This window comes from Faecalicatena sp. Marseille-Q4148, assembly GCA_018228665.1.
In the GTDB taxonomy this organism is placed as follows: domain Bacteria; phylum Bacillota; class Clostridia; order Lachnospirales; family Lachnospiraceae; genus UBA9414.
In genome coordinates, this window is the sequence record CP073692.1 from 2,871,137 (window position 1) to 2,889,035 (window position 17,899).

A 17,899-nucleotide genomic window follows, 5' to 3' on the forward strand; every position below is an offset into this window, starting at 1 on the left:
GGCAGGCTTTTTTCTGTCCTATAACAGATTAGATACACCATTTTTGTCTCATGTTATCAGATACGCTGTTATTGAAAGAATAAAGTAAGTGAAGCAAAAAGATAGGGAATTACATAATGAAAAAGATAATCGAATCTAAGGAAGATATTTTTTCTATGTCAAAGTTAGTTGCACGAAAAGCGGATATATCCCGGACAGGAGTGATACATGATTACATCTATTTTTCCGAGTGTAATGATTCATGTGACCCTAGAATTAAATTTTATGGGGGGACAATTCAAACGAAAGGTATACGAAATGCTCCGTCAATGTCTTTTGGAGTAAATACAGAGCCAAAAGTTATGTTGCAACATTGGATGAATCCGGAAAATTGTCCACGTGCATTTGATGATAAAGTGATAGAAGAATTGAAACAATTTATCAGAAAGAATAAACCGATTCTGTTGCTTGTATGGTTTGGAAAGTTAGATGAAGCAGATGCATTAGATTATTTTCAGGGATACACGGAATGGAAAGAGTTAATTTCATGTATTTTATGGAATAACGAAATCTTGGAGTATAGTTGTAGTACAACAGAAGAGCTTCACTATATTTGTTTAAAAGAAAACATGTATATTTTAGAGAATTAGATGCACCTATTTTATCCCATCTATTGATGTAAGATATATATAGAAAAAACAAGAGGTAAAACTAATGTATCACTTAATAGGAAAAGATGGGAAGGAATATTTGTCATCAGAAAAAGGAACAATCGGTGGGCATCGAAAGCTAAAAATTTATGGCAGACTAGACTGTCCGTCTGCACTTCGTCATATTCAGAATGGAAATTACGTAAATCACAGGGTGTTTTTTACAGATGAACTCACAGCTATCCAAGCAGGATATCGTCCGTGTGCTGTATGTATGAAGGAGCATTATAAACAGTGGAAAGAGGGAAAGTTTATGTTATATGCACTGGAAGCCAAGTTATTATTAAATGAAACCAGTATTTGTCAAGTCACTCTTGGCAATGGTACGACCAAAGAGTTGTTGAAAAAACAGATTCAAACATTAGAAATCAAAGAAAAAATACAAGATGGTTTAGAAGATTGGAAGATTTCTATTGATGGACAATTTTGTTTCATTCATTTACTTGCTGAGAAAAGCCAGTGGGGCTATACCATCATTTGGGATTATGAAAATGATGAGGTAATCAATGAATTGCAAACACCATACGTTATTGCATCTAAAATTGTAAATGGGCAGTTGATACAACTTTATTTGTTGCAGTATTGGGGACATGATCATGATTTAGAATATAGTATCATGCCAGTAAGAGAACAATCTACCAATCTACAGGTAAGAAGAGTATTGGATACAGATAAGATTATTGAAATGAAAGACATAGACGATTGTGATATTCAGGTGAAAAATGGAAAAATTATGTTTCGGGTAGGAAATCAGACATGGAAAAAAAGATAAAAAATTCATTTCCACATCAAGAGGTGCATTGGATTGATGTATATGTGTGTATGAAAGATGGTACAAAATGGATTACAAAATATGAAAATGAGTTTTCGCATTATTCTTCCTTCTACATTACAGGAAATACTTCAAAGGAAGTGGTTGAGAAATACATTTTGCATTTTCAGCTAGTACAAAATCCAAAGGAAATGTTAGGTGAGATTCAAGAGAGTGATATATGTAGTCGTAGAAAGTATAGTAAAAGTCTTGTTTTAATTGATGAGTGTGGAGAGAAAAAAATACTAGATGGTACATGGGATGCAACTAAGTATTTTATAGAGTATATCAAAAAGTTAGGAGAAGGAAAATGAAAGTCGAAATTTATTCAAGAAGTGCAATAGAAATGTTGCTAAAAACAGGATTCCCTAAGAATATAGCGGTGATTAGTTTTTATGATCCGCCTGGAAAATTTCATGATGAAAATTATTGTGCTGTGGACTATAAGGGAAAACCGGCACGTTTGTTTCAAGTGGCAGTTCATGATATAGATTTATCTGTATTACCAGAATATGGTCTGAATTATAATACATATTTTACGGAAGCATGTGATCTGGCAGAGTTTATTTTTGAAGCATATCAAGACGGATTAGATATTATTTGCCAATGTGAATATGGCGAAAGCCGTAGTTCCGGATGTGCGGCTGCAATTTTAGAATATTTTTATCAAGATGGTCTTTCGATTTTTACAGACTATCGATATTATCCGAATCAAGTCATTTATCATAAAGTATTTGATGCATTAAATGAGATGAAAAGGAAAAAACAGAATAAGGGAAAAGAGTCTGTTAGCAATGAAAATAAATTTTTGATTCTTAGTTACTATGATATTCAAGAAAATTTTTCAAGTGAGAAGATGATTTTTAAGGCGGCTAGGAGAAGTTATCGTGATTTTTGGAGGCGAATCAATTTTCCTGAAAAGGCAACATTTAACCAAAAGACAGAATATGAGAGAAGAGCAGAATATTTTCTTTCTGAACATTTGCCGTTGCTTCAAGAGGTGGATACGCAGGAAATGTTTGATGAAAGGCATCATGAATTATGTGAGTTACTTATTAGTTTGTATGATGATATTGGCGGGATTCCATACGGAGTCGCACAACGACTCGTCAATCAAACAATGCTTCATCTAATTGTGATTGAAACCAATTTACAAACCGGATATTGGAATATTGCGGATACAAGAAAGTTTTTTCATGTTCCTGTGGAATTGCATACGCTGCAAATGGCAACAACAAAAGGACGGAATGATTATCAACATATCCTTCATTTAAAATGTGCTCCTTTCAAAAAAGATGAAAACGATTATATTATGGATTGGTTTAGTCCAGATCAGGGAAAGGTAATTCATTCTGAACAATGGAATTATCCAGAATATATCGAGTATCAAACGACATTACGAGAAGCAATAGAAAATTCTTCTTACAGGGATTCAGTGGATTGGTGGCTTCAGGCATTTGTAGAGATTAATAATGCGATATTTGTAGGTGGAAAAAATTGAAAATATGGTCCGATTAATAAAACGTTATTGGTAGTAAATAGAGGAAATAGGAAAAATGGAAATAAGGATTATCGTTGCCGGAGGAAGAATGTTTACTGATTATGAATTGCTTGAACAAAAAGTAGATGAAATTCTCAAAGACATTGACGAACCTGTGATTATATCCGGTGGGGCTAGAGGTGCAGATACATTAGGTGAGAAATATGCGTTAGAACACAAAATACAACTAGTAAGGTTTCCGGCAGACTGGAAAAAATATGGGAAAAGGGCAGGTTATCTACGGAATCAGGAAATGGCAGAATATGCGATGAAAGGAGTGAATTCTATTCTCATTGCATTTTGGAATGGAGTATCCAGAGGAACAAATGACATGATACAGCGGGCAGAAAGCTATGGAATGGAAGTTTATATCATTCATTATGAAGAAAATATTCATCAAGAAATAAAACATCCACGAAAAGGTGTTTTTTGGTTAGTGGAAGATGAAATATGGGCATTCCCTTTCAGAGAAGAGCAATTCACTTTTAGTATATCAAAATCAGGAGATTCCTATGTACACAAGAAAATCTGGAGAAAAATTAAGCCTAAAAGCTGTAATCATCCATATAATTACTATCCCAGAGGACGTGTTGAAATTACTCCCAAAGGAAAATATATTGTGTATATGAATCCAAATATTTCATCAGATTATATACCGCAGATTATGGAAAAGTTTGGCTTGGATGAGCAGCCTAGAGTTATATATGATAACAGCAGACATTACAGATCACATTTTGACCAAGGATGGAAACCAGATAAAAGTACATTATAAAAGAAAAATCAATTTAATTAGGAGGAATATGCTTATGAAAATCACACCAGATGGAGCGCAGAAGTTAATACGTTCATTGGAAGAAGACAGACATCAGTTAGTGGAGAAAATCAATAAATTGTCAACATTTGTTGTTGCTGTATCTGAAGGGAATCCGGAAGATTTGCGACCAGAGTTTGATTGTATGGGTACGATCAAAGAAATTGAGATGATAGATCAGAAGATACGAGCAATTAAACATGCCAGAAATGTGTTTAATACGCTTACATATCTTCCAGATGAAAAGATTACGGTGGATGAAGCTCTTGTCTTAATGGCGATGTTGAATAAGAATTATGAGTATTATACAAAGTTGGGAAATAAAGAAAGAAAAGAGCGCAATCGTACAGGGTATGGGAATGAAATTGAATATACATATACAAATTATGATATTCAAGAGGTGAAAACATATGGAAAATCCATGTATGAGAGGATGTTAGAAGTTCAGTCGAAATTAAATGTAGTAAATAGTACGTATACGTTCGAGGTGAATTTGTAATAATATTTTCCGAGAATTGATCATATTTGCAAACACAAAAGTGGAAATCAAGGCTTACAGTTTAAAAGATAGTTTATAGTTTCTGTTATAGTGCCTTTGTATTTATTTCTTATCTGTTAAGGTTTTATAGTTGTAAAAATAAAAATGAGAAGGAGTTCAAATCTCTTATAAAAAATGCAGATATTTTCATTTCTAAAAACTTTTTAATGCTAAGTTCGGTTAGAGGCATTATACTGTGCAGACTTTGCACTAAAGGAGACAGGAGAAAATATGATGGAGATATGCCAATGTATAATAAATACAAAAGAAGAAAAAGAAGAATGTATAACAGAAAGTATAAGCGAAAATTGAAAAAATTAAGTAAATATAGTATTTCTGTACATGAAGTTGATGAATGTCAAAATTGTACATTGGCACCGGCATACTACGTGCGAATTTACAGAGGAAAGGTTTCTCCATACTGTAAGAAGTATACAAATAGAATTATAAGAAAATTTAAGGGAGAAATAAAAAAAGGGAACAGTTACCGCAAATTGTTTGATATGTGGTGGACAATACATTAAAAAGAGGTAAAAATATGATTAATGTAATAGGAGTTCAAATCAAGGGAAAGAAAGCAACTGCGTTATGTTTTACCAACGTAATAGAAGAAGATGCAATTGCTCAAATTCGTGAAATGTGTGATCAGGATTTTGCAGAAGGATGTAAAGTACGTATTATGCCTGATGTCCATGTGGGAATAGGATGTACCATTGGCACCACAATGACAGTAAAGGATAAAGTTGTTCCGAATCTGGTAGGTGTCGATATCGGATGTGGAATGTATACGGTTAAACTACCGAATCAAACATTGGATTTTGAGAAAGTTGATGAGGTCTGCCATGCCATTCCCTCTGGTCGAGATATCTGGGAGAGCAGACAAGAAAAATTTGATTTGACAAAGCTATGTTGTTATCGTCATTTGAAGCAAACCAAAAGAATTGAAAAAAGTTTGGGTTCTTTGGGTGGAGGAAATCATTTCATAGAAATTGATAAAGCTGCGGATGGTTCTTTATATCTTATTGTACATACCGGAAGCAGAAATCTTGGAAAACAGGTAGCAGAATTCTATCAGCAGCTTGCAATAGATTTACATAAGGGAAAGGAAACGTATTTTGAGAAAAAGGAAGCCTTGATTAAAGAATATAAGGCATCCGGACGAAGAAATGAGATTCAGGAAGCGTTAAAAGGATTACAGTGGAGTCCAAAACCAATTACAATGCCGATGGAATTGTGTTTTTTATATGGCAAATATATGGAAGCTTATTTACATGACATCGATATTTGTCAGAAATTTGCAGTAAGAAATCGAGAGATACTTGCCAATATTATATTAAGTCAGATAGGAATTACTGGAGAGGAAGGATTTCATACGGTTCATAATTATATTGATGTAGAGGAACAGATTTTAAGAAAGGGAGCCATTGCAGCTCATGTGGGAAAGAAAGTTTTAATACCAATCAATATGAGAGATGGCAGTATTCTTGCGGTGGGAAAAGGGAATCCGGATTGGAACTTTTCTGCTCCTCATGGGGCGGGGAGAGTCATGTCTAGAAAACGGGCAAGTGAAACTTTGAAGATGGAAGAATACAAAGTATCTATGGAAGGAATTTACTCCACATCCGTTAATGAAAAAACACTAGATGAGTCCCCTATGGCTTATAAATCACTGCACGATATAGTAGGTGTGATTGAGGACACAGTTGAGGTGATTGATGTTATGAAGCCGATTTATAATTTTAAAGCCTCGTATTAAAGGAAGTGAACGTAAAGATGAATCTTTATAAATTTATAAATTCCAAAGATGTGAGAAAATATATGGAAGAATTGCATTATCAGTTCTCGATTTTGGAAGCTGCTTTTGTAATATACCATAGCAAACAAGTAACATTGCAAGAAAAGATGGATGCATGGTTAGAATTAACGGATACAATGTCAGATTGTTCTATAACAAGGCAAAGAGGAAGATTTTGTATTGAAAGCCTTCATGAATATTTGAAGTGTTACATAGAATTTCAAAAACAAAGTTTGGAAGCTTTTTATAATCATAAAAGCTGTGTATATTGTTATGAGATACATGAAATTTCTCAGAAAGAGGCTTCTTATTTTGGGTGGAGTGGATTGCAGGAACCCTTTTTTGGGGATTATAAATCGTGTCTTCAACATTGTATACAGAATGAATTTACAAAGAATAAAGAGGACGATGTAGTCATTGATAAAATTCGTATATTAAAATGTCCAATTAATAAATACTCTGAACAGATACAAAAAAGAAGTGGAAGCATAATCTTGAATCGTAATTTAGATGTTTTAGAAGTTGACACGAATGAATGTAGCATGGATTATGAACTTTTTTAGAAGGATTATGTTTTAATTTTCCGACGCCTTTTCAACGAGGCGATATTCTTACAACATATGAAGGGACGAACAATCGACCATTTGTACTATCTTATATTGCAACCTGGGACTCTAAAGAAATGATGGAAAAAGGATTTCAAGAACATGAATGTCCGGTGCGAAATACGTGGAATGACTATGACAAATCCGTGAAAGGAAAAATATGTTGTGGAGATTATACGAATATGCAAGCATTTGGAACAGTGCTTACTAATGAAATGGATTTATATTGGGACTCCTTTTTGGGAATGTCAATCGATCTTGAGTATTTTCAGAAACCGCTAGAAAACTATGAAAGGCAGTTGCAACTAGTCTCTCTATATGAAAAAAGAGAGTTGGATGGAATTACATTGACAAATTGTTGTTCTGCCATTCGCATGGAAGAAGTTGTAAAAAAGGTTTCTGAACAATGTGTTTCCATTTATCTTCCTGAATATATGGAGAAAGCAGGTATGTTACCTGATTCAAAAAATTGAAAATATGTATATGAAAGTTCACTGGTTATGAGAGAATTGAAAAAGAGGAAGGCAAAAAAATGGATATTTTTCGTTTTATTCGCTCCAATGCTATCAAGGCATATCTCAAAAAAATAAATTATTCCTTTTCGACACCGGAGGCTGCCTATTTGATATGGCAATCCCAAGAGATTCCCTTAAAAGAGAAATTTAAGGCATGGGAGGAAGTAATAGCTCATTTACCGAATGATTCTATGCCGGAGCGAATGAATATGATGGAAATAAAAAGTGTACATGATTTTTTGAAGGAGTATATGTATATTCAAAACAAGTGGATGGAAAAATTCAATTGTCCCGTTCATGAAGTTTATTCTTATCAATATCATGTTAGAGCGTATTCAAATGGAAAGTGGGAATATTTAAAAAAGGAAAACTACGAGCCTATTTATTCAAGTTTAGCTGAATGCAAAAGGTATCTCATTGATGAAATCAATGAATATTTAAATGCAAATGAAATATATGACATCTATGGAATTACAGTTAGGCGACATTCTCTGAAGAATTCAAATCACATCATTGTGGCGCACATGAACGTAAAATTAGAGATTCTATCTATAGAAATCAATGACGCCATTCCTGATAATGAACAAAAGATATTATCTGCATTTGAAGGAATGTGGTTTGATATTCCAACACCGTTTGAATCAGGAGATATTTTATGTAAAGGACATTTCTACTCTGAGACTGAAGAAGCAAAAAGAGAAGAGATGGAGCCTTTTATATTATGTCGACTCAATACTTGGAACACGGATAAAAAAAGAAATTTTTTATTACAAGATGGTGATATAACAGACATGGGATTTAGTGCGTTTTACTTAGAAAAAGATGGAGACAAGCCTCAGTTTTGTTGGAATCACGGAGAATATTATCTTAATCTTGAGTACTACGAAATTGATTTTGGGCGATAAGAAAAAACACAATTTTGTAATTTTAAATAGATTTTTGCTCTAGTGAAAAATAAATATAGTATAATCCAAAGAGAGTTGAAGTAACTGTACTCCTATGATTTTAATTTTGAAGTCATAGGGGTATTTTTTTGTGCAGAAAAATAAAAAATTTCCTTTTCCACCCTGTATTTTCCCCTCTGAACCTTTCGTTATATGAGGGCAAATAAATAAAATTCCTTTTTTATTTGTAAAAAGCCCTCTCTACGTTCTGATATATGAGGAACAAATTACATTTACCTTAAAGGAATCGGGCCTGATTCAAGAACAAAGAAAAAACGAAAAGAGAAAGGAGAAACTACATGAACAAAACAATCTTAATGGGAAGATTGACAAAAGATCTGGAGGTGAAATATCTCCAGGATGAAAACAGTACTGCAATGGCAAGATACACGCTGGCAGTAGAAAGACGATATCGAAAGGATGGAAAGGCAGAAACAGATTTTATTTCCTGTGTTACCTTTGGGAAGAATGCTGAGTTTGCAGAAAAATATCTGAAAAAAGGCTTGAAGATTTTAGTAAGCGGACGGATCCAGACAGGAAGCTATGTGAATCAGGAGGGAAATAAAGTTTATGCCACCAATGTGATCGTAGAAGAACATTATTTCGCAGAAGGGAAGAAACTGTCAGGATCAGAAAAGAAAGAAGATACCGATCCAGATGGATTTATGAATCTTCCAGACGGAGAAGAACTTCCGTTTGAGTAAGAATAACTCGGATGCTGAAAGCAGAAGAGCGCACTTATATACCTTACAAGGTATGTGCGTTCTACGGAGTTTGCATCTTTCTGAAGGGAAATTCTAAAAGTGTTTGCGGATGATCCATCCGAAGAAGGGTTCCCCTTCCGGCAGAAATGCCTATCCCGTAACAGAGAAAATTGAAGAGTTGAAAAAGGAGAAAAAGAACGATATGGCGAAGAAGAAAACATTTCAGGAATATACTCAGGAAGCACTTCTTGAGATTGAAAAAACAGAAGCTGCATTGAAACAGGCAAAGCTTGAGAAGGAACAGGCAGAGCATAGGATCCAGAGATCCTTGAACTATCTGGATACACAGAAAAAGAAAAAGCGAAAGGCACGAACCCATCTGTTGATCCAGAAGGGAGCAGCCATAGAAGCAATCTGTAAAGATACCAAATATCTGACAGAGGCGGAATTTTATCGGCTGATGGATGAACTTCTTCATGATCCCGCTTGTAAGTTTTGTGATGTCGTTCATGAAATGGTTCGTGGACGGGCGGAAACTGCAGAAGTAAAAGAACGAGAATTAGCAGAAGAGGAAGCACTATTAAAGGCGATGCAACGAGGTGAACTGCCACAGGGAGATGCGTAAGATGGGATGTTATCACTTTCATCTGAATCAATTATCCAGAGGAAAAGGACAGTCTGCCATTGCCAGTGCTGCTTATCGAGCCGGTGCAAAACTGGAATGTACGTATTATGGAGAAGTAAGTGATTATACGAGAAAAGGCGGTGTGGTATTAGCGGAGATCCATCTTCCTAAACAGGCTCCGGAGAGACTCAAAGACAGGGAGACCCTTTGGAATGAGGTGGAATGGATCGAAGGAAATAAGAAAGCACAGCTGGCACACAGCTTTGATATTGCCTTGATGAATGAGTTTTCCATGGAAGAAAATATTGAGCTTGCAAGAAGATTTGTGGAAGAACAATTGGTGGCAAGAGGAATGATCGCTAATCTGGCAATCCATGATCCGAAGAAGGGAAAGGATAAAATTCCCAATCCCCATATGCACATCATGGTTCCCATCCGCCCTTTACAGGAAGATGGTACCTGGGGACAAAAACAAAAAAAGGTTCCAGTACTGACACCGGATGGACAGCCAGTTTTGAATCAGAAAGGACAGCCGGTGTTTCGGGCAGTGCATACAACGGATTGGAGCAGGAAAGAAACCTTGGAAGAACTGAGAAGTGCCTGGGCGAGGATGTGCAATGAACTGTATGAAGAAAAAGGACTTACAGAAAGAGTCGATGCCAGATCTTATGAGGAACGGGGGATTGATAAGATCCCGATGGTGCATGAAGGACCGAACGTACAGGCAATGGAAGCAAGAGGAATTTCAACTGCATTGGGAAGTTTAAACCGACTCATCCGAGCCTTAAATGATATGAAAGAACGGGCAAAGAATCTTCTTCAATGGTCTTTGCTTCGACAAAGCCAGTTGATGGAACGGATGCTGTTCTTACATCAGCCAACTTTAGCAGATTATCTAAGAAACTATTATGACAAGAGAAATGCAGTTGCAGAATCTTACGCTTATGGAACACAAAAGGCGAAGAATACGAATCTGAAACAATTTGCAGAGACGATCCGCTTTTTGGAAGAGCAGGATGTGAGAACCCCAGAACAGCTGACAGAGAAAATCCAGGAATTAGATACTCAGCTAAAAGAGGTAAGTCAGCGATTGAATCAACAATTGTCTGCTTTACGAAGTGTCAACAGCAACCTTTATGCGATGAAAGAGTATTTTGAAACGAGACCTGTTTATCTGGAATTAAAGAAGAAATATTTTGGCAGGGAAAAATTCAAAGAGGAACATAAGAAGGAACTTAGCGGATATTATCGTTCGGAAAGAATCTTAAAAGAAAATCTAGACCCAAGTGGGAAGATTCCAGAAGGACAATGGAAACGAGAAGCCGCTAGTTTATCAGAAGAGATAGCTGCTTTACGAAAAGAAGATAAACGGATCCATGCGATGTTACGAAAGTATGAGGGAATCAAAAATCATGTGGAAGCTTTGATGGCAGAGGAGGACGAAGGGGTTTCTCTTCCAGAAACAAACAAGAGGGAGCACGCCACAGAAACAAAAGAGGCAGTGAGAACCATGAAACGAAAGAAGAAACATCATGGAATGGAATTATAGGAGGAATTTTAGAAAATGGAAGAATATACAAGAGAACAGATTCAAAGAGCAGATGATACAGATTTATATGTTTTTCTTTCTGGGAGAGGGGAACAGTTCAAACGATGCGGGAAGGAATACCGATGGTTGCGACATGACAGTGTGATGATCAACAAGAACGAATGGTATCGTTTTAGTCAGAATAAAGGCGGTCATGCCATTGATTTTATGAAAGAATTCTACGGTCTTTCTTTTGCAGAGGCAGTCAAAGAATTATTAGGCGAAGAGGGAGACAGCAATAATAGAACGGCGAAGGAAGATGCAGGCAGACAGAAGGTCTGCCCCATCCCCTTGCCTGGATTGGAACTGCCAAAAAGAAATGAAAACTGTGAGATTGCAAGGAAGTACCTGATTGAGCAGAGAAAACTATCCAAACAGCTTGTAGATCAGATGATCGAAAAAGGGGATATTTATGAAAGTAAAAACTATCACAATGTGGTATTCGTTGGAAGAGACAAAGAACAGAATCCCAGATATGCAGCTATGCGGGGAACCGATGAGAAACGATATCGTGGGGAAGCAAGAGGTTCAGAAAAAATCTATGGATTTGGCCATATAGGAACGGATGAAAAACTGTTTGTGTTTGAATCCCCCATTGATCTTTTGTCTTATATCACTGCAGTTCCAGAAGAATGGGAAAAGCATAGTTATATTTCCCTGGGAGGATTGAGTGAAAAAGCAATGAAACGGATGTATACAGAATATCCTCATATCCATTCCATCTACTTGTGTCTGGATAATGATGAGCCTGGAAATGAGAGATGCAGGCAGTTTGTTTCTCTTATTCCAGAGAAATTGAGCGTGTACCGATTAGAACCGGTGAAGAAAGACTGGAATGAATGTCTGGTAGCAGAAGTTTCGGTAGAAAATATGGCAAAGCAGATGTGTTGGAGAGATGCCAGGGAAAAACCAGTTCCGGTCATGAAGATGTCGGAGGTTGAGGAAACGGTGGTCCAGTGGCTATGGTATCCGTTCATTCCCTTTGGAAAGGTTACTTTGATCCAGGGAAATCCGGGAAAAGGAAAAACATGGCTTGCAATGGCGATTGCTGCATACTGTACCAACGGAAAGGAACTTCCCAATGCACTTCCCATAGAACCCTTTAATGTGTTGTATCAAACAGCAGAGGATGGAATAGCAGATACCATTAAGCCTAGATTAGCAAAATGTGGTGCAGATATGACAAGGGTGCGATTCATCAATGAAGATGAAAAACAGCTTTCTATGACGGACGATCGGATTGAAAAAGCCATCCGCCAGAACAATGTACGCCTCATGATCATGGATCCCATACAGGCCTATCTGGGAGCCAATGTGGATATGAACCGGGCCAATGAGATACGGCCATTATTCCGACATCTCAGTACGATTGCAGAGAGAACTGGATGCGCCATTGTTCTCATTGGACATTTGAATAAGTCGTCGGGAAGTCAGAGTGATTACCGTTCCCTGGGATCCATTGATATCGCAGCGGCAGTACGAAGCATCTTATTTGTAGAAAAGGTGGAAAAAGAGAAGGAACAGGATATCCGAGTGGTATATCAGCAAAAGGATTCTCTTGCTAAGAAGGAAAATCCGGTAGCGTTTTCTTTAGGAGAAGAAGGCTTAAAATGGTTAGGAGAATACGATATATCCATTGAAGATCTGCTGATGGGGAAAGCAGGAACGAAAAAGGAAACGAAACTGGAAAAGGCACAGAAGTTGATCCTGGAGTTATTAACCAAACGAAAAGTGATGTGTTTAGAAGAATTAGAGGCAGAACTACTTGCCTATGGGATTTCTTCCAGAACAGGAAGAGATGCAAGAAAGCAATTGGAAAGTAGATTAAGCTATGACTGGTGTCAGGGAAGAAAAACAGTTGCGTTAATCACAGAATAAAAGATGACATTGGCAAAAAATTACTTTGGCATTGGCAGTCTTTATAGATGCTTTTGCCAGCCGCCAATGTCAGAGTAATTACGAATAGATGATAGTTAAGGTCTATTTTAATAGGTATTTTCATAGTAATGGACAAAGAGAAAAGGGAGGTGGGAGCACCGCTATGAAGAAACAAAAACTGAATTATCGTTTTCATAATCCGAATACTGCGGAAGTGACCGCCGATTACATATTAAAAGTATTTGTTGAGGTGAATGCGAAGAAAGTTGAACGAGTTATGCAGGAGGTAGCTGAGAAGAGTGCGGAAGAGGACAAGCAAGGCGAAAAATAAAAGATTTTGAATTTAAATTACATCAATGGACAAAAGTGTGTACTCAAAGTATAATGAAAATATCCTTTATTACATAAAATAAAATTTGAATTGTGAAGAACTATATGATTGGTTAAAGGAGTTGTTAGAAATGAATCAAATAAAAGAGTTTTGTATTATTGGCTTATGGGGAGAAAGAAATTACCATTTGAAAATCAACGATGGTAAATTAGTTATGGTAGGCGAAAATGGAAGTGGAAAGAGTACTGTTTTAAGAATTATATATTATACGCTAGCCGAAAAGTGGGGACGGTTAATCAAAGAGGATTTTGAGCGAATTCGAATTACCATTGGAACAGAGCAGAAAGAGTTTACGAAGGAACAATTGGGAAAGCCAGAAGAATATTTGATAGATGCGGATTCTGAGATATTATCTCGTTTGCCTATATCATTTAGGCGTAGATATTTAGATGGTCTCAGAGATAAGGTTATGGCAGAGAAAGTGCTAGAACATTTAGAACGAATGCGATATCCAGAAGGAATGTTTGATGTAGAAATAGAACGGCTTGAAGAAATTGCATCTAGAGTTCCGGAGTCAATAAAGGAAATCTCTGAGTGGTTGAAAAGATGTTTGAACCAGCCCGTGTTATATATGCCTACATATCGAAGAATTGAAAAGAATCCAGAGCTGCAGGAAAGAGAATTGGAACGAAGAAGATACAAGAGTTATCCTATACATAATTTGAAAAATCTGAAGATGGAAGTTTCGCATATTGGTATGAGCGACGTTAATGATGCAATACATGAACTGATTTCGGAAATTAAATCAAAGTATGCAAGAACTTCCGCTCAATTAAACTTAGATTGCTTTAAAGGAATACTGACTCAAGACTTTCAGCAGATAGATTCTATTCCCGAAGAATATATGGAGGCTGAAAGCATAAAAATGATATTCGAAAGTTTAAATGAAGATGAACTTTTGGATGTAGATAAAACCCCGATAAAAGAAAAGTTGCTTGCTATTATAGAGAAAACGGAAGTATACGATGAATATGATAAAATTGTAATTTATTACTATAATATGTTGATTAAGAGATATGAAAGTCTCAAAGAAATCGAAAGCAAACTGGAACATTTTTTTTATGTATGTAATCAATATTTATCAGGGAAAGAATTTGTGTATAAACCTAAAAGTTTTGAATACGCAATAACTGTTCAGAGTCGTGACGGAAGCCAAAAAGAAATGAATATAGAACAGTTATCTTCTGGAGAGAAGCAAATAGTAGCTCTTTTTAGTTACATTTACTTGTTCATTAAACAACAGAGTATAATCATTATTGATGAGCCTGAATTGTCGCTCTCTGTTACTTGGCAAGAAACTATCTTGGAAGACGTCTTAAAGAGTGGCATGTGTGACCACCTTATCGTGGCCACACAATCCCCATTTGTTTATGATAATTCATTATTATCATATGCATGTGCAATGGAAGAATTTTTAACAGTGGAGTGATAAAATAATGAATATGTTGGAAAGACACAGTCTTGCTCGGAAAAAAGTCAATGTGTTTGTACATAATATAAAGACTGAATACAAAAGGGATGAGAAGAAAATCTATATTGTTTGTGAGGGGAGAGAAGACCTGGGGTATTACGGACAAATAATAAAAAGAAAATATGCTGATATTCAAATGAGAAAACAGTATGTAGGCGGAAAAGAGTCTGTACTAGAAGTATATAGTGCTTTTGACTGGAGTATTTATGAAAAAAATAAAATTTTGTTTTTTGTGGATCGTGATTTCTCTTATTGGATGGGAGAAAAACAATTTATAGATACAAATGTATATATAACTGATCAATATTCGTTTGAGAATGATGCAGTGAATGCAGAAATGTTTATGGAAGTATTAGAAGATTTTTACGGATTTGCTAATGCTAAAGATGAAGAATTAGAAAAGATTAGAGAAATATATCTTGAACGATGGAAAACATTTTGTGATAATTCGACCTACGGTATGGCAGCCGTGTTGGTTAGTAATATTGTTAATAAAGTGCGTTTGGCGAAATATGCTAAAATCAAAAAGATGATAAAAATAGATAGTGAAAATGTTTGGGTGGAATTGGTCAAGGGAAAACCTATTAAAGAATATTTATATGAAAATTTGAAACTATCAAGCAAGCATGAAGAAAAAATTTTGCAGATGCAAAGTAGATTTGAAAAAGATAAGAAAAATTATTCAGTAAGAGGCAAATGGGCATTAGGATTTATGGTGGAAGTACTAGAATACATTATGGATAATGCTCAGAAGTATGTTCCCTCGTTATATAGTGAAGAAACTAATGCCCCTAAACGGATATGTCAATTAACCGAGGGTGGAACAATGGTTATGTTAGCACCTAGGATTAAACCAGTAAGTAGCTTAGAAACTTTTTTGGAATCTAATATAAATTGTGCATAAAGTAGGAAAGGAATGTTTATAAATGAAAAGTATTTTATTTTCAGGAGTACATGGCGTTGGAAAAGGTTTCTTTTTAGAGAAGATTAAGAAAGAAATCGAAGAATATAATATCTATTCAGCGAGTACTTTGATTGAAAAGTATCAACCTTCAACAGATGCGGGATATAAGAAAGTCCGTAATGTGAAGAATAATCAAGATATTCTGATTAAAGCGATAAAAGAAGCAAAATTGAAAGATGAAAATAGTTTTATATTAGATGGACATTTATGTATTTTTGATACAGAAGGAAATGTGGTTCGTATTCCAGAAAATTTTTTTTATGAAACTCAGATAGAAGGAATAGTACTTTTGCAAGATTGTCCTGATCTGATTTTAGGCAGAATTAATGCAAGAGATGGGAAAGAAATCAGAATAGAGTCGATAGAAAAGATGCAACATGAAGAACAAAAGTTTGCGGAGGAATTATGGGAAAAATATAAAATACCGTATGTGATAATTACACATGAGTGTACGGGAGTGGAATTTATGAAAAGAATACAAGAAATTGGAGGTGACAATATTGAATAATATCTCACATAAAACATTTGCTGAAATAAATTTGCAGGATTCTTTTTTTCAATCTTTGAGAGCGGATTATCCAGGCTTTGATGAATGGTTTAAGAGAAAAAGCAATCAGGATGCATTTGTTCAATATGTCGATGAGAAGTTAGTAGGTTTTTTATATTTGAAGGTAGAAAAATTGTGCGTTGAAGATGTTACCCCTCCTATTTATGCAGATAGAATATTAAAGGTAGGGACTTTTAAAATTGATGCACATGGAACCAAAATGGGTGAACAATTTATTAAGATAATTATGGATTATGCTTCGAACGAAAAAGTGGATGTTTGCTATGTTACGATTTATGAAAAACATAAAACACTTATAGATTTGGTGCAACAATTTGGCTTCGAATTATATGGTACAAAGGGAGAAGGCGAATATATAGAAAATGTGTATTTGAAACGAATGAATATAATAACTGGTGATATTAAGAAGGATTTTCCATTGGTTGATTGTGGAACAGTAAAGAAATATTTGTTAAGTATTTATCCTAAATACCATTCGGTTATGTTTCCAGATTCTATTTTGACAACAGAAAACAAAAATATTATTACAGATGTTTCTTATACGAATTCGATTCAAAAGGTATATGTATGTTCGATGGGGCAAGTTGAATCGTTGAAATACGGAGATATAGTAATTATTTATAGGACCGCTGAATATGGAAGAAGTGCAGAGTATTCTGCAGTAGCTACGTCTGTTTGTGTAGTAGAAGAAGTAAAAAAGCAAGATGAATTTCTTTCATTTGAAGAATTTTATAATTATGTAAGTAAATATAGTGTGTTTGACAAGAATGATTTGCGTTACTGGTTTAATCGAGGAGAATGTAAAGCTATAAAAATGACTTATAATGCTGCTATGAAAAAGAGAATTGTACGTCATGACTTGATAGAAGAAATAGGGTTAGAACGAAATCAGTATTGGGGTTTTTTTGAATTGACAAATGAACAATTTCAAAAAATAGTTCATAGAGGAGAAGTCAATAAGATTTTTGTTGACAAGAACTAATGTTCGAAAAGGTGTTGAAATCGTAAATTGATTGTCGTATAATATATTATATAAAATTTTGAAGTGGAGTGAAAATAATGTGTGCAATCTTATTATCAATTAATCCTAATCATGTAGAAAATATATTGAATGGAACTAAGAGATACGAATTTAGAAAAAAAGCATGTAAAAGACAAGTAGATAAAATTCTAATTTATTCTACAACTCCAATTATGAAAGTAGTAGGAGAAGCTGAGGTTGAAGATGTTCTTGTTGATAATCCAGAAGTTATTTGGAAAAAAACAAAAACAAAATCAGGAATTGATAAAAAATTTTTTGATCAATATTATAAAAATAGAAATCAAGCTGTTGCTTATAAATTAAAAAATGTTATCAAATATGGAAAGCCAAAAGAGTTGAAAGATTACGGAGTGAATAGTGCGCCACAGTCTTTTCAATACGTAGAAGAAGCGTAAAAAATGTATGCAGGGGATTATTAAG

The 17,899-nt window shown here is 35.2% G+C and carries 20 protein-coding genes; all 20 read left to right on the forward strand.

What is annotated here, in order from left to right; all coding sequences use genetic code 11:
- The first annotated feature begins 116 nt into the window (after positions 1-116).
- The 20 genes from KFE17_13880 (at position 117) to KFE17_13975 (ending at position 17,874) form a co-directional block, all read left to right on the forward strand.
- Positions 117-629 carry a hypothetical protein gene (locus KFE17_13880; protein QUO31885.1) on the forward strand — a complete coding sequence of 171 codons (513 nt, stop codon included), beginning with the start codon at positions 117-119 and terminating at the stop codon, positions 627-629.
- A gap of 64 nt (positions 630-693) precedes the next feature.
- On the forward strand, positions 694-1,461 hold the full coding sequence (locus KFE17_13885; GenBank protein QUO31886.1) for a hypothetical protein: 768 nt from the start codon (positions 694-696) through the stop codon (positions 1,459-1,461).
- Positions 1,446-1,814: a hypothetical protein gene (locus KFE17_13890; protein QUO31887.1), complete on the forward strand. Its 369-nt coding sequence runs from the start codon at positions 1,446-1,448 to the stop codon at positions 1,812-1,814. Before KFE17_13885 ends, KFE17_13890 begins: the two co-directional genes overlap by 16 nt.
- Positions 1,811-3,001, forward strand: coding sequence for a hypothetical protein (locus KFE17_13895; protein QUO31888.1), 1,191 nt, complete (start codon positions 1,811-1,813; stop codon positions 2,999-3,001). Before KFE17_13890 ends, KFE17_13895 begins: the two co-directional genes overlap by 4 nt.
- A 55-nt stretch (positions 3,002-3,056) precedes the next feature.
- Entirely contained in the window at positions 3,057-3,812 is a 756-nt protein-coding gene (locus KFE17_13900; protein QUO31889.1) for a DUF2493 domain-containing protein, read from the forward strand.
- A gap of 34 nt (positions 3,813-3,846) precedes the next feature.
- On the forward strand, positions 3,847-4,350 hold the full coding sequence (locus tag KFE17_13905; GenBank protein QUO31890.1) for a hypothetical protein: 504 nt from the start codon (positions 3,847-3,849) through the stop codon (positions 4,348-4,350).
- A gap of 577 nt (positions 4,351-4,927) precedes the next feature.
- Positions 4,928-6,145 (forward strand): RtcB family protein, encoded by a 1,218-nt coding sequence (locus tag KFE17_13910; protein ID QUO31891.1) that lies wholly within the window; start codon positions 4,928-4,930, stop codon positions 6,143-6,145.
- Positions 6,146-6,162: 17 nt separating this feature from the next.
- Entirely contained in the window at positions 6,163-6,747 is a 585-nt protein-coding gene (locus KFE17_13915; protein QUO31892.1) for a hypothetical protein, read from the forward strand.
- Between the two features lie 224 nt (positions 6,748-6,971).
- Positions 6,972-7,262 (forward strand): hypothetical protein, encoded by a 291-nt coding sequence (locus KFE17_13920; GenBank protein QUO31893.1) that lies wholly within the window; start codon positions 6,972-6,974, stop codon positions 7,260-7,262.
- Positions 7,263-7,321: 59 nt separating this feature from the next.
- Positions 7,322-8,209 carry a hypothetical protein gene (locus KFE17_13925; protein QUO31894.1) on the forward strand — a complete coding sequence of 296 codons (888 nt, stop codon included), beginning with the start codon at positions 7,322-7,324 and terminating at the stop codon, positions 8,207-8,209.
- 338 nt (positions 8,210-8,547) lie between these two features.
- A complete protein-coding gene (locus tag KFE17_13930; GenBank protein QUO31895.1) occupies positions 8,548-8,952 on the forward strand; it encodes a single-stranded DNA-binding protein in 405 nt (134 codons plus the stop codon).
- 202 nt (positions 8,953-9,154) lie between these two features.
- The gene (locus tag KFE17_13935; protein ID QUO31896.1) at positions 9,155-9,577 is read left to right on the forward strand and encodes a DUF3847 domain-containing protein; all 423 of its coding nucleotides are present in this window, start codon (positions 9,155-9,157) and stop codon (positions 9,575-9,577) included.
- Between the two features lies 1 nt (position 9,578).
- A complete protein-coding gene (locus tag KFE17_13940) occupies positions 9,579-11,126 on the forward strand; it encodes a MobA/MobL family protein (protein QUO31897.1) in 1,548 nt (515 codons plus the stop codon).
- Positions 11,127-11,141: 15 nt separating this feature from the next.
- The gene (locus KFE17_13945; protein QUO31898.1) at positions 11,142-13,043 is read left to right on the forward strand and encodes an AAA family ATPase; all 1,902 of its coding nucleotides are present in this window, start codon (positions 11,142-11,144) and stop codon (positions 13,041-13,043) included.
- Positions 13,044-13,206: 163 nt separating this feature from the next.
- Positions 13,207-13,374, forward strand: coding sequence for a hypothetical protein (locus KFE17_13950; protein QUO31899.1), 168 nt, complete (start codon positions 13,207-13,209; stop codon positions 13,372-13,374).
- Positions 13,375-13,504: 130 nt separating this feature from the next.
- A complete protein-coding gene (locus tag KFE17_13955; GenBank protein ID QUO31900.1) occupies positions 13,505-14,863 on the forward strand; it encodes an AAA family ATPase in 1,359 nt (452 codons plus the stop codon).
- Between the two features lie 7 nt (positions 14,864-14,870).
- Positions 14,871-15,809 carry a DUF4435 domain-containing protein gene (locus KFE17_13960; protein QUO31901.1) on the forward strand — a complete coding sequence of 313 codons (939 nt, stop codon included), beginning with the start codon at positions 14,871-14,873 and terminating at the stop codon, positions 15,807-15,809.
- A 22-nt stretch (positions 15,810-15,831) separates the two neighbouring features.
- Complete coding sequence (locus KFE17_13965) at positions 15,832-16,377, forward strand: AAA family ATPase (protein ID QUO31902.1); 546 nt, start codon at positions 15,832-15,834, stop codon at positions 16,375-16,377.
- Positions 16,370-17,419 carry an N-acetyltransferase gene (locus KFE17_13970; GenBank protein ID QUO31903.1) on the forward strand — a complete coding sequence of 350 codons (1,050 nt, stop codon included), beginning with the start codon at positions 16,370-16,372 and terminating at the stop codon, positions 17,417-17,419. The genes KFE17_13965 and KFE17_13970 overlap by 8 nt, the downstream gene beginning before the upstream one ends.
- 77 nt (positions 17,420-17,496) lie before the next feature.
- Positions 17,497-17,874 (forward strand): hypothetical protein, encoded by a 378-nt coding sequence (locus KFE17_13975; GenBank protein ID QUO31904.1) that lies wholly within the window; start codon positions 17,497-17,499, stop codon positions 17,872-17,874.
- Positions 17,875-17,899 lie beyond the last annotated feature (25 nt).